The 12,776-nt window shown below is 72.9% G+C and carries 10 protein-coding genes and 2 pseudogenes; 10 read left to right on the forward strand and 2 right to left on the reverse strand.

Going from position 1 to position 12,776, the window contains the following annotated elements:
- The first annotated feature begins 24 nt into the window (after window positions 1-24).
- The 5 genes from Ate02nite_RS24085 (at window position 25) to Ate02nite_RS24105 (ending at window position 6,274) form a co-directional block, all read left to right on the forward strand.
- A complete protein-coding gene (locus Ate02nite_RS24085; RefSeq protein WP_203809278.1) occupies window positions 25-624 on the forward strand; it encodes a TetR/AcrR family transcriptional regulator in 600 nt (199 codons plus the stop codon).
- 112 nt (window positions 625-736) lie between these two features.
- The gene (locus Ate02nite_RS24090) at window positions 737-1,849 is read left to right on the forward strand and encodes a S8 family serine peptidase (RefSeq protein ID WP_203809280.1); all 1,113 of its coding nucleotides are present in this window, start codon (window positions 737-739) and stop codon (window positions 1,847-1,849) included.
- Window positions 1,839-2,405: an RNA polymerase sigma factor gene (locus tag Ate02nite_RS24095; RefSeq protein WP_203809282.1), complete on the forward strand. Its 567-nt coding sequence runs from the start codon at window positions 1,839-1,841 to the stop codon at window positions 2,403-2,405. The genes Ate02nite_RS24090 and Ate02nite_RS24095 overlap by 11 nt, the downstream gene beginning before the upstream one ends.
- Window positions 2,406-2,477: 72 nt before the next feature.
- Entirely contained in the window at window positions 2,478-2,918 is a 441-nt protein-coding gene (locus Ate02nite_RS24100) for a carboxypeptidase regulatory-like domain-containing protein (protein ID WP_203809284.1), read from the forward strand.
- 2 nt (window positions 2,919-2,920) lie between these two features.
- Window positions 2,921-6,274 carry a CHAT domain-containing protein gene (locus tag Ate02nite_RS24105; protein WP_203809286.1) on the forward strand — a complete coding sequence of 1,118 codons (3,354 nt, stop codon included), beginning with the start codon at window positions 2,921-2,923 and terminating at the stop codon, window positions 6,272-6,274.
- Window positions 6,275-6,538: 264 nt separating this feature from the next.
- Here the strand turns inward: Ate02nite_RS24105 and Ate02nite_RS24110 are convergent, their stop codons facing one another.
- Complete coding sequence (locus Ate02nite_RS24110) at window positions 6,539-7,735, reverse strand: methyl-accepting chemotaxis protein (RefSeq protein WP_203809289.1); 1,197 nt, start codon at window positions 7,733-7,735, stop codon at window positions 6,539-6,541.
- Window positions 7,736-7,827: 92 nt separating this feature from the next.
- Window positions 7,828-8,673 (reverse strand): helix-turn-helix domain-containing protein, encoded by an 846-nt coding sequence (locus Ate02nite_RS24115; RefSeq protein ID WP_203809291.1) that lies wholly within the window; start codon window positions 8,671-8,673, stop codon window positions 7,828-7,830.
- On the opposite strand from Ate02nite_RS24115, the gene Ate02nite_RS24120 reads away from it, so the two are divergent.
- From Ate02nite_RS24120 to Ate02nite_RS50020, 5 genes and pseudogenes are all read left to right on the forward strand, one after another.
- The gene (locus tag Ate02nite_RS24120) at window positions 8,672-8,818 is read left to right on the forward strand and encodes a hypothetical protein (RefSeq protein WP_203809293.1); all 147 of its coding nucleotides are present in this window, start codon (window positions 8,672-8,674) and stop codon (window positions 8,816-8,818) included. The two genes, Ate02nite_RS24115 and Ate02nite_RS24120, sit on opposite strands and share 2 nt — an antisense overlap.
- Window positions 8,815-9,681, forward strand: coding sequence for an oxidoreductase (locus Ate02nite_RS24125; protein WP_203809294.1), 867 nt, complete (start codon window positions 8,815-8,817; stop codon window positions 9,679-9,681). Before Ate02nite_RS24120 ends, Ate02nite_RS24125 begins: the two co-directional genes overlap by 4 nt.
- A 28-nt stretch (window positions 9,682-9,709) precedes the next feature.
- Window positions 9,710-10,897, forward strand: coding sequence for a helix-turn-helix domain-containing protein (locus Ate02nite_RS24130; RefSeq protein WP_203809296.1), 1,188 nt, complete (start codon window positions 9,710-9,712; stop codon window positions 10,895-10,897).
- Window positions 10,898-11,038: 141 nt separating this feature from the next.
- A pseudogene (locus Ate02nite_RS50015) lies at window positions 11,039-12,070 on the forward strand (AMP-binding protein); the annotation flags it as partial.
- 255 nt (window positions 12,071-12,325) lie between these two features.
- Window positions 12,326-12,691 (forward strand): annotated as a pseudogene (locus tag Ate02nite_RS50020) (AMP-binding enzyme); the annotation flags it as partial.
- Between the last annotated feature and the right edge of the window lie 85 nt (window positions 12,692-12,776).

Consider the following 12,776-nt stretch of genomic DNA (forward strand, 5'->3'; position numbering starts at 1 on the left):
GCGCCGTGCCGTAAGGTCCACTTCGTGAGTGTCGACGTGGGCCAGCGCCGCCGGCTGGAGCCGGACGCCCGGCGGGAGCAGATTCTTCTGGTCGCCGTCCGCCTGTTCGGCGAGCGCGGCTACGCCGACGTCTCGACCGGCGACGTGGCCCGCGGCGCGGGCGTCGCCCGCGGCCTGGTCAACCACTATTTCGGTACGAAGAAAGAGCTGTACCTGGACGTCATCCGGGTGATGCTGACCGTCCCCGCGTCCGCGCTGACCCTGGTGCCGCCGGGCGACCTGCCCACCCGCGCCGATTCGATCGTGTCCTGGTTCCTCGACGTGGTGTCCCGGCACTCCACCTCGTGGCTGGGTGCGATCACGGCCGGCGGGATGGCCGGCGACGCCGACGTGGACCGGGTCATCGCCGACGCCATCGACGTCGCCGCCGACCAGGTGCTCACTGCCGTCGGTCTACCGGTGCACGGCGGCGCCCAGCACGCGATGGCCCGCTCCTACGTCGGCCTGGCCACCTCGACGGCCCGGGAGTGGCTGCAGCGCGGCGATCTCACCCGGGCCCAGGTCCACAAGCTCCTCACCGCCACCCTGCTGACGATGGTGGACCAGGTGTTCCCCGACGCGTGACCGTTCGGGTGAAGGTGTTCTAACTCCAGTCTCGACACGATGGGTATCTGCGCGCCCTCGCTCGGCCACCTCAACGGTGACCGACGCAAACGCCCACGCCTGGAGGCGGACCATGCGCACCAATTTTTACAGTGAAGACACCCTGACGCTCGGCACGGCTGACCCCTCTGAGGTCGAGCGGCTCAACGACATACTCGAGAAGGCCGGCCTGGGCCGTCCGCTCGGCGCGCCGAGCCGGGCCGCCGGCCCTCGCATGATCGTGCCGGTGGTCGACGACGGCGTAACCGCCGACCTGGTGGTGAGCACCCTCGAAGCGGCCGGCGTCGACCTCGAGGTACGCCGCGATCCGGTGGCGCTGGCCGGCACCCGCTTCCTCAACCTGGCCGGCCGGGACATCCCGCACAGCTTCGAGCCGGCCTCGGCCGCTGCCGCCGCGCACGAGGCGCTGCCCTGGGAGCCGCTGCCGGCCAATCTGCGGCGCCCGGTGGTGGCGTTGCTCGACAGCGGGGTCCAGCCTCATTCCTGGTTCCCTTCCTCGTCAGATGACCCGTTCCTCCTTGCGGCGGACTGGGAATCGCCGCTCGACGAGCTCGGGTCGATCGCCCAGCGGCACGGCCGGGACATTCCCCACGCCGTGGACATTCCGCACGGTCGGGACATTCCTCATGGCCGGGATATCCCGCACGGCGACACCGGGGAGGCCGGGCACGCCACCTTCATCGCCGGGATCGTCCGGGCCGCCGCGCCCAGCGCCCGCATCCTGTCGGTCAAGGTGATGAGCGAGGACGGCAAGGTCCGCGAGTCGTTCGTCACCAGCGCCCTGCACTGGCTGGTCCGGTATGTCGACGCCGGTAACCCGCTCGACGTGGTCTGCATGGCGTTCGGCCGCGAACCGGGGGACCACAGCGACGAACAAGCGCTCATCGACATGGCGGAGCCGCTGCAGCTGCTGGCCGACCGCGGGGTCGCGCTGGTCGCCTCGGCCGGCAACGACCACACCGACGAGAAGATCTTCCCGGCGGCGTTTCCCATGGTCACCGCGGTCGGCGCCGGCTTCGCCCGCTACCACGCCACGTTCAGCAACTACGGCGACTGGGTCGACCGCTACCGGGACGGCGTCGAGGTGCTCAGCACGATGCCGCAGGACCGATGGGCGCGGTGGAGCGGCACGTCGTTCTCCGCAGCCGCGTACGCGGGCGACCTGGCCCGGCCGCATGTGGTCTGACGCCCAGCTGGGCACCCTGCTCGAACGGGCTCGCGACGGTGACCGGGAGGCACTGCGCGAGCTCGTCCGGGCGCTCGATCCGGTGCTGTGGCGGGTAGCCCGAGGCCAGGGCCTGGCCACCGAGGACGCCGCCGACGTGGTGCAGACGTCCTGGCTCGAGCTGATGCGCCGGCTGCACGAGATCCGCACTCCACGCGCCGTAACCGCCTGGCTGATCACCACCACCCGCCGCGAGGCCTGGCACCGCCAGCAGCGCTCCCGCCGCGACCTCCCCGACGGCGGCACCGCCGTGCAGACCGTCCCCGACCCCGACCCACCACCGGACGAACGCCTGATGGCCGACGAACGAGACCGGGTCCTGTGGCGCCACTTCGAGCACCTGTCCCAGCGCTGCCGAGACCTGCTGCGCATAGTGGCCCAGGTGGACCGCCCCGACTACACGGTGATAGCCGAAGCGTTCGGCATGCCACACGGCAGCATCGGCCCCACCCGCTCCCGCTGCCTGGCCAAACTCCGAGCGGCCCTGACCGCCGACCCCGCCTGGGCGACGTCATGACCGCCCGCGTTGTCCTTCCGGCTCGGGGGACGTCATGACCGCCCGCGTTGTCCTTCCGGCTCGGGGGACGCCATGACCGATCCGCTGGACGACCTCGACCGGGACATCCTTCGCCGGATCGGGCGCTACGACCCGCCGCCGGCCGACCTGGACGAGCGTGTGCTGTTCGCGCTGGCCCTCACCGACCTCGAGGACGAGGTGGCCCGGCTGGCCGAGGAGGTGGCCCCCGCCGCCCGAGCCGGCGAACAGGCCCGCACCATCACCTTCGACGCGGCCAGCCGAACCGTGATGATCACCGTCCTGGAACGCCCCGACGGCCTGGTCCGACTGGACGGCTGGCTGGCACCCGGCGCCGCCCTCTCCGTCGAACTACGCCTGCCGTCCCCCGCCCCGCCGCGCACGGTAACCGCCGACGAGACCGGCCGCTTCGTACTCGACGAGGTCCCGCACGGTCTGGCCCAGCTGGTCATCCACGGCACGCCAAGGGTGGTGACGCCATCGCTCCTTCTCTGACCGTGCCGCCCGGCCTGCCCGCCCGAGCCGAGCGATTGTTCGCCGCCGGCCACGCGGCCAACCTGGAAGGGCGCCCGGCGCTGGCGGTGCGCAAGCTGCGTGCGGCCGTCCGGCTGGCCGATGGTTGTGAGGCGGAGGTACGCGGCCGCCTGCTGATCAGCCTCGCCTGGGCCGAGGCCGAGCGCGGCCGGGTAGACCTGGGCCTACGCCTTCTCGATGAGGCCGAACGCCTACTGCCCCCGGCCGGCCAGGCGTTGCTGCACGCCCAGCGGGCGGTACTGCTGCGCCGCAACGGCCGCAACGACCTGGCCCTGCCGCAGTTCACCCTAGCGATCACCGGCCTGGCCGAGCCGATCGACCTGGTGAAGGCCCTGAACAACCGAGCGTTACTGCACCTGGACGGCGGCCGGGTGGGCGCGGCCCGGGAGGACCTGAACCGAGCCGCCCGGATCTCCCTGCGACACGACTTCACCGCGGTAACCGCGATGGTCCGGATGAACCTGGGCTACCTGGAGGTGGTGGCAGGCGACCTGCCGGCAGCGTTGGGCACCTTCGCCGCGGTCCGCCCCGACTACGAGCACCTGCTCCCGGCGCGTCTCTCCAACCTGGCGGTGGAGACGGCGCGTGCGCTGATCGCGGCCGGACTGTTCGGCGAGGCCGACCGCGAGCTGGCGACGGCGGTAGACCAGGCCACCGCAAACGGCCAGGACCACACCCGAGCAGACGCCTTGCAGGCCCGAGCCGAGGCGGCCCTGCTGGCCGGCCACCCGTCCGCCGCCGCCGATTGGGCGGCCCAGGCCCGAGCCGATTTCACCCGCCGAGGCAACCGCCGCCGAGCAGCCTTGGCCGACCTGCTCTCGTTGCGAGCAAGCCTGGCCACCCTCCGCCCAGCAGCCTCAACCTCAACCGCAGCTAGACCCTCAAATCCCAAGAACCCCCAGCTCAGAGCCACTGCAGGCGGCTTGGTGGTCGACCTCAAACAAGGGGTCTCCGGAGCCTCAACGTCAACCTCACCTTTAGACTTTACGCTGACCAGTGTGAATGGACCGGCGGCACCAAAGCCCCGCCGAGGGCCGTTCGCACGGCCCCCGGGAGGTACTCCGCCCGAAGCCGATGGACGGCAGCCCGCCGGGCCGAAATCTGCCGACCGGCAGGTTGCCGGGCCGGGCGTTGCCGGGCTGGCGACGGCCGGGCGTGAGGCCGCCGGGCGGCAGATTGCCGGGCCGGATGTTGCCGGGCCGGATGTTGCCGGGCCGGGCGTTGCCGGGCCGGGCGTTGCCGGGCGGCAGGTTGCGGGGCCGGACGTTGCGGGGATGGATGTTGTCGGGCTGGCGACGGCCGGGCGTGAGACGGCCGGGCGGCAGGTTGCCGGACCGGACGTTGCCGGACCGGACGTTGCCGGACCGGACGTTGCCGGGCTGGCGACGGCCGGGCCTGAGGCCGCCGGGCGGCAGGTTGTCGGGCCGGATGTTGTCGGGTCGGAGACGGCCGGGCGGCAGGTTGTCGGGATGGGCGTTGCGGGGTCGGGGGTTGGCGCGCGGGAGGTTGCGGGGCGGGCTCGGCGGCTTTCGTGGAAGCTTCTGCGGCTTGGGCTGGCTGAGGACGCGCTTGTTGCGATGCTGGTGGCGGCTCGGGCGACGGTGGCGGAGAGGCCGCGGGCAGCGGGGCGGATGGTGGCGGGGGCCGGGGTGCCGGGGCGGCTTGACCGGCTCGACACCCGGCTGCTGTGGCGGCTGGCCCGAGCCGAAGTGGAGGCGGCGGCCGGGCGGCCGGGGGCGGCCTCGCGGGAACTCGCGGCCGGGATGGCGACGCTGCACCGGTATCGGGGGCGGTTCGGGTCGCTCGATCTGCAGACCGGGGCCTCGGTTCATGGGCGGGACCTCGCGCGGGCCGGGCTCGCGGGGGCTGTGCGGGACGGGCGGCCGGGGGTGGTCTTCCGGTGGTCGGAGCGGGTGCGGGCGCAGGCGCTGCGGCTTCCGCCGGTTCGGCCGCCGGACGACCCGGAAGTCGCGTCCGCGCTGGAGGACCTGCGGCAGACCCGGCAGGCGATCCGGGCCGCCGAGATCGCGGGGCAACCGGTGGTCGGGCTGCGCGGGCGGGCCGACGGGCTTCAGCGGCGGATCCGGGAGAGCGCCTGGTCGGTGCGGGGAGCCGAGGGCGGGACGACCGTTGCCTCGCTTGCGGCGGTGCGGGGTGTTTTGGGCGAGACGGTGCTGGTGTCGTACATCGGTGGGGGTGCGACCCTGCACGCGCTGGTGGTTGACCGCTCAGCTGTTGCCCTGATCAGCCTGGGGTCGATGGCGGCCGCCGAGGAAGCCGTTGTTCGGCTTCGGGCCGACCTTGACACAGGGGCCGGGCGGGCGATGCCGGCGCGGCTCGCCGCGGCCGTCGCCGCCGCCACCCGGCGTGACGCCGCCGCGATGCAGGCGGCGCTGCTGGATCCGCTGCTCGGGCTGATCGGGGACCGGGCGCTCGTGGTGGTGCCTACGGGGCTGCTGATGACGGCGCCGTGGGCGATGCTCCCGGCGTGCCGGGGGAGAGCGGTGACGGTGGCGCCCTCGGCCACGGCCTGGCTCGCGGCCCGAGACCGCTCGGCCGCCAAGCTGGCACAGCCGCCCAGGGCGCGGGACCAGGCCGCCGGCGGGGAGAGTCGGATGGCGGAGGCGTTGGGGCGGGCGGCTGGCTATCGGGTGGGGATGGCGGAGCCGCTGGATCGGATCGCGGGCAGGACGGAGCGGTTGGCGGAGCCGCTGGATCGGATCGCAGGCAGGACGGAGCGGGTGGCGGAGCTTGGGGATCGGACCGCCGACGAGGAGAAGCGGGCTGCGGAAAGGCGGGCGGGGCGGACCGTTCTGGTGGCGGGGCCGGAGATCTCGCGTGGGGCGGAGGAGATCGCCGCGATCGCTGGGATTCGGGCGGGGGCGGAGACGCTGGCCGGGGACGCGGCCACGCCGGCGGCGGTGCTCGCCGCGCTGGACGGGGCGGGGCTCGCGCACCTTGCCGCGCATGGGCGGCACGAGGTGGAGAATCCACTGTTCTCGGCGCTCGACCTGGCCGGTGGGCCGCTGCTCGGCTACGACCTGGCTCGGCTGCGGCGGGCGCCGGGGCTCGTCGTGCTGGCCAGCTGCGAACTCGGGCTGACCGAGGTGCGCCCGGGTGACGAGACGTGCGGGATGGCGTCGGCGCTGCTCGCCGCCGGGACCGCCACCGTCGTGGCGAGCGTCGGGCGGGTGGCGGACGAGGCGGCCACCGACGCCATGATCGGCTTTCACCAGGCCCTGGCGGCCGGCCGCGCGCCTGCGGAGGCGCTGGCCGACGCGGCCGCCGGCACCGGCTTCGTCTGCCTCGGCGCCTAGTGAGCACCGCATGCGGCGGCGCGGAGCCGAGCGGCTCCGCGTGCCGCAGCGCTGAGCCGAGCGGCTCCGCGTGCCGCAGCGCTGTGCCGAGCGGCTCCGCGTGCGGCGATGCTGTGCCGAGCGGCTCCGCGTGCGGCGATGCTGAGCCGAGGGCTCCGCGCCTCTCGGCGCTTGGCCGGGAGCTATGTGTGCGTCGGCGGTGAGCCGACGGCCAGGCGTGCCGGCGCTGACCTGGGTTCATGCGTGCCTTGGCGCAGGGTCTGGCTATGCGTTTTCGAAGGTTCGGTTGATGTAGATCTCGATCTGGCGCTGGACGTCGGGGCCTACCTCTGTTGCTTCCATGCCCAGCTCGATCTCCTCGCCCACCTCGCGGCGGCGGACCACCCGGACCGACATGGTCACCGGGACGCCGTTGAGCTCCGTCGTTACCCCGATCGCGTCGCCCACCGAGATGGGGGTGCGGGCCGGGACCGTGCAGCCGAGGCCGCCGGTGCTCACGTCGGTCAGGCGGCCCACTACCGGCTCCGCGCGGGACGGCACCCGCAGGCGCACCTCGCCGCTGGCGGAAAGGCGGTCGGCGCGGCGGCGTTCCAGGCGTTCGGCCACCTCGGAGAGGTCCTGGATCTGGTGCATGGTGGCGTCGACCGTGGTGTTCAGGCGTTCGACGATCTGGTGCTGGTCGTCGGCGATGCCGTCGAGCAGGCCCATCGCCTGCTCGATCTCGCCGACGTCCTGGACGATCGCGGCCAGGGTGCCGCCCATCTGGGCCACGTCGGACTCCAGCGTGGCGATCGTCGCGGCGATCTTGTCGGTGGAGTCGGCGGTGGTGTTGGCCAGGTTCTTCACCTCGCCGGCGACCACGGCGAAGCCCTTGCCGGCCGCACCGGCCCGGGCGGCCTCGATGGTGGCGTTCAGGGCGAGCATCCGGGTCTGCGAGGCTATCTCGCTGATCACGCTGGCGATGCCGGCGACCTGGTGCAGGCTCTCGTTGAGGGCGGTCGCGGCCTCGTCGGCGCTGCGGGCCCGGCGCACCATGGTGGCCGCGGCGGCGCTGGTCACCGACACCCGCTCGTGGGTGGCGTTGGCGGCCTGGCGGGCCGCGCCGACCTGCTCGACGACGTCACGCAGACGCTCGCCGATCACGGCGCCGGTGTCGTCGATAGCCTCCTTGGCGCGGCGGCGCAGCCGGCCGTTGACCTGGCGCTGCTCCTGCTCGGCCGTGCGGATCTGCTCCTCGCGGTCGGCACGCATCTGCTCGACCTCGGCCTGCCGTTCGTGCAGCAGCCCGCCCAGGCCGCTGAGCTGTTCGTGCAGGTTGTCGAGGGTGAGCGTGCCGACCGGAGCAAGGGCGGCGATCTCGGCCTGGAAGGCTCGCAGGTCGCGGCCGCGCTGGCGGCGGGCACCGATGAGGTACGCGGCAACGGCCAGCACCACCGCGACGCCGGCCCAGAGCCAGGTCACGCCGTGTTTCCGGGGGTGATGACGACGTGCTCCACGGTTCTCCGTTCCGGCCGCCGGCCCGGGGATGGGGGGAGCCGGTGGTCTGACTATGACTACGCCGTATTCATCGGCTCCGCGGACACCCGCTTTAGAGGCGCCGCGGCGGCCAGCAGAGTGAGTTTCTCGGCGCTGCTGGTGCCCGGTTCGGCGTGGTAGACCACCAGCGTCTGACCGGCCGTGCCGCCGACGGCCAGCTTTTCCCGGCGCAGGGTGAGCTCGCCGACCTGAGGGTGATCGAGGCGGGTCGGCCGGCCCACCCGGTGCTGCACGTCGTGCCGTGCCCACAGCTGCCGGAACTGCTCGCTGGCCAGCGAGAGCTCGCCGACCAGCTGGACGAAGCGGGGGTCGTCGGTGTCGGTCCCCACCGACTCGCGGAAGCCGGCGACAAGCACGGCGGTGTCGGCGTCCCAGTCGGGGTAGAGGGCGCGTTCCTGCGGGTCGAGGAAGACCGCGAGCATCCGGTTGCGGCCGGGCTGCACGTTGGGCGACAGGGCGGTGGCCAGGGTGTTGGCGGCGAGCACGTCGAAGTAGCGGCCCTCGACGAACGCCGGCAGGCCGATCACGTCGAGGAGCTGCCGGATGCCGGTGGGCACACTTTCCCGGCGGGGGCGGCGGGCCCGGCGGGGCTTCGGGGCGGCCAGGCCGATCAGGTAGTCGGTGGCGGCCTCGTCGAGCTGCAGCACCCGGGCCACCGACTCGAGGACCGGCAGCGACGGGTTGCGGTCGCGGCCCTGCTCGAGGCGCAGGTAATAGTCGCCGCTGATGCCGGCGAGCATGGCCACCTCCTCGCGGCGCAGGCCGGCGACCCGGCGCACCCCGGTGACCCGGACCCCGGCCTCCTCGGGTCGCACCAGGGCCCTCCTGGCCCGGAGGAACTCGCCGATCGGGTTGTCGCTCATGACTGCCACGCTAGCCCGGCGCCGAGCGGCGATCCTGGCCCTGTCGCTCCCAGGATCGGCACCGGTGGCGATCCTGGTCCTGCCGCCCCCAGGATCGACGCTCTACTGCCTAAATCTGGGCGGCCGCACCAAGCTTGATGCATGACCGAGAAGAACATGAGCACGGTGAACCGGATGGGCTACGGCGCGATGCAACTGGCAGGGCCGGGGGTGTTCGGGCCGCCGAAGGACCGGGCCGAGGCGATCGCCGTGCTGCGCACGGCCGTCGAGCTGGGTGTCAACCACATCGACACGGCCGACTTCTACGGGCCGCACATCACCAACCAGCTGATCCGGGAGGCTCTTTATCCGTACGCCGAAGATCTCTTGATTGTCACGAAGGTCGGCGCGGTCCGGGACGAGCAGGGTGCCTGGCTGCACGCCCGCGAACCGGAGCAGTTGGTCGCGCAAGTGCACGACAACCTGCGCAATCTCGGCGTCGACACCCTCGATGTGGTCAACCTGCGGGTCGGTGGCGGCAGCGACGGGCACACGCCGGTGCCCGGGTCGATCGCCGACAAGTTCGGTGCCCTTGCCGAGCTGCGGGAGCAGGGCCTGATCCGGCACCTCGGGCTCAGCGTCGTCGACGCCGGACAGGTGGCCGAGGCACGCGCGATCGCGCCGGTCGTCACCGTGCAGAACTGGTACAACGTGGCGCACCGCGGCGACGAGACGCTGATCGAGTCGCTCCGCGAGCAGGACATCACGTACGTTCCGTTCTGGCCGCTGGGTGGCTTCAACCCGCTGCAGTCCGGCACGCTCGACGCGGTCGCCGCGCGGCTGGACACGACGCCGAACGCGGTGGCGCTCGCCTGGCTGCTGCAGGCCTCGCCCAACATCCTGCTCATCCCCGGCACCTCGAAGATCGCCCACCTGCGCGCCAACATCGCCGCCGCCGATCTGAAGCTGCCCGCCGACGCCCTCGACGAGTTGGACGGGATCGCCGCCGGTACAGGCAAGGACCACTGAGTCCCGGCGCCGCGGATACGGTCCGGACATGACCCCACGACCCACTGCCGACCCGACGATCGGTGAACGCATCCAGACCCGCCGGATGCTCCGTGGCTGGAGTATTCGGCACGCGGCCAGCCGGGCCGGCATCTCGCACGCCACCTGGAGCCGGATCGAACGCGGGCGGCAGGCGGCGGACAACCGGTTCATGCTGGCCGACATCGCGGCCGCCCTCGAATGCTCCCCGGCCGAACTGGCCGGGACCCTGGTGCCGGCCGCCGACCGGGCCGCCCTGGCCGCGCACGCCGCGGTGCACGGCATCCGGCAGGCCCTGATCGACATAGACCCGGCTGAGCCGCCGTCGGTCGCCGCGCCACCGATCGCCGAGCTGGCCCGCACCCTCGCGCTGGCCGACGAGCTGCGGCAGGCCTGCGACTACGCGGGCGCGGCGCGACTGTCCGCCGACCTGCTGCGCGGCCTGCACGCGGCGGCGGCAGCCGGCCCCGACCGGCAGGCGGCGCTGCGGATGCTGGTCAGCGCCACCTTCATCGCGTCCTCGTTGCTGCGCAACCTCGGCCATCCGGCCGACGCCTGGCTGGGGGCCGAACGCTGCCGGGACGCGGCCTCCGCCGCCGACGATCCGATCCTCCGGGGGTACGCCGAGTACGCGCGCGCCGGAGCTGCCAACTGCTGCGGTTCCTTCGACCGCGCGGTCGCCCTGGCGTCTCGGGCGATCGACGAGTTGCGTGGACACTCCGGCGGTGACGAGGTCCTCGGCTCGCTGCAGTTGCTCTGCGCGCATTCGAGCCGCAGCTCCGACGACAGTCGAGCCTGGACGGCCGAGGCCACCGACCTCGCCGCGCGCACCGGCGAGACCACGACTCTGGGCCTGTACTTCGGACCCACCAACGTCGGCATCTGGCGGATCGGCATCGAGGTCGACGGCGACGACCCCGGCCGGGCCGCCGAAACCGCCCGCGGGACCGACCTGGCCGCCATCCCGGCCGGCTTCCGGCAGGTCTTCTACTACGCCGACACCGGGCGCGCGCTGGCCCGGTTGCGCAAGGACCGGGAGGCGATTCGCTTCCTGCTCACCGCGGAACGCATCGCACCCCAGCACGTGCACACCTCCGCAGTCGTCCAGGAGACCACACGTTCCCTGCTCGAACGCGCGCAGCGGCAGGCAGGCGGCTCCGAACTGCGCGGCCTGTGCGAACGGATGCGGGTGGCGTGAATTGCGCGGCCTGTGCGAGTGGATGGGGGTGGCCTGAGCTGCGCGGTCTGTGCGAGCGGATGGGGGGTGGCTTGAATTTCGCGGCGCGTGTGAGCGGGTGGGCTGAGCTGAGCCTCGATCTGCGCGTGCCAGGATGCGGGGATGCTGCTGACCGCCTTGCTCGATTCCGCCGATCTCGGCGACGCCCTGGTCACGCCGTCCGGCCGGTACTCGCGGCACGACCTGCTCGGCTGGGCCGCGTCCATTGCCCGGGACATCGCTGGGGCGCCGATCGTGGCGATCGACGCCGTGCCGGACGCGTCGACGATCGCGGCCGTTGCCGGGGCGCTGCTCGCCGGGGTGCCGATCGTTCCTATCCCGCCGGACGCGGGCACCCTTGAACGGCAGCACATCCTCACCGACTCAGGTGCCGCGCTGCTGCTCTCCGATTCGGCGGGCGCCGGGGCGATCCCGATCAGCCGGTCAGACCGGGAGACCACGATTCCCGCCGCACCGCCTCCGTCTCAGGCTGGGCTGGTCCTTTACACCAGCGGCACCACCGGCAAGCCGAAAGGCGTGGTCATCTCGCGGGCCGCGATCGCCGCCGACCTGGACGCGCTCGCCGAGGCCTGGGACTGGACGGCCGCCGACCGCCTGGTACACGGGTTGCCGCTTTATCACGTGCACGGGCTGGTCCTCGGTGCCCTCGGACCGCTGCGGATCGGCGGCCGGCTCACGCACACGGGGCGGCCTGCTCCCGAGGCGTACGCCCAAAGCAGCGGAACCATCTATTTCGGCGTGCCCACCGTCTGGTCCCGGGTCGCGGCGCAGCCGGCGGCGGCCCGGGCGCTGGCCCCGGCCCGGCTGCTGGTCTCCGGCAGCGCGCCGCTGCCCAGCCCGGTCTTCCACGACCTGCTCGCGCTGACCGGGCAGGCGCCGGTTGAGCGGTATGGCATGACGGAAACCCTGATCACCGTCAGCGCCCGGGCCGCCGGCGAACGCCGCCCCGGGCAGGTGGGCCTGCCGCTGACCGGCATCGAATCCCGGCTGGTCGACGAGAAGGGTGCCCCGATTCCCGCCGACGGCAGCACCATCGGGCAACTGCAGATCCGCGGCGCCACCATGTTCGACGGTTACCTGCGCGGCCCTGCGCCCACCCGGACTGACGGCTCCCGGCCCGGCGGCTCGGTCGCGCCGGCGCCGTCGACCGACGGCTTGCTGCCTGGCGGCTCATTGCCCGGCGGCTCGGTTGCGCCGGCCTCGTCAAGCGACGGCTCATTGCCCGGCGGCTCGGTTGCGCCGGGCTCGTCGAGGGGCGGCTTGCTGCCTGGCGGCTTGCTGCCTGGCGGCTCATTGCCTGGCGGTTCGGTTGCGCCGGGCTCGTCGAGGGACGGCATGCTGCCTGGCGGGTCTTTGCCTGGCGGATTGATCGTGCCGGCGCCTCTGGTTGACGGCTGGTACACCACCGGGGATGTGGCCACCATCGGCGCCGATGGCTGGCACCGGATTGTCGGGCGGGCCTCGACCGATCTGATCAAGACCGGCGGCTATCGGGTCGGCGCCGGCGAGGTCGAGGACGCCCTGTTGTTGCACCCGGCCGTTCGGGAGGCTGCGGTGATCGGCCTGCCCGACTCTGACCTTGGGGAACGCATCACCGCGTTCGTGGTGGCTGACCCGGTCGCCGAGGCTGACCTGATCGCGTTCGTCGCCTCGCGGCTCGCTGCGCACAAACGGCCCCGCGCGGTCCGGATGGTCGCCGAGCTGCCGCGTAATGCGATGGGTAAGGTGCAGAAAGCGCGTCTCCGCGACGCTTAGCTTCGTTGTCTGCGCGTCGGCCTCCCGTATTGCTGCCAGAGCCTCCCGGAGGATGGACTGGCGTCCCGCATCGCGGTTTCGATCC

It is taken from the genome of Paractinoplanes tereljensis (assembly GCF_016862435.1).
GTDB lineage: Bacteria > Actinomycetota > Actinomycetes > Mycobacteriales > Micromonosporaceae > Actinoplanes > Actinoplanes tereljensis.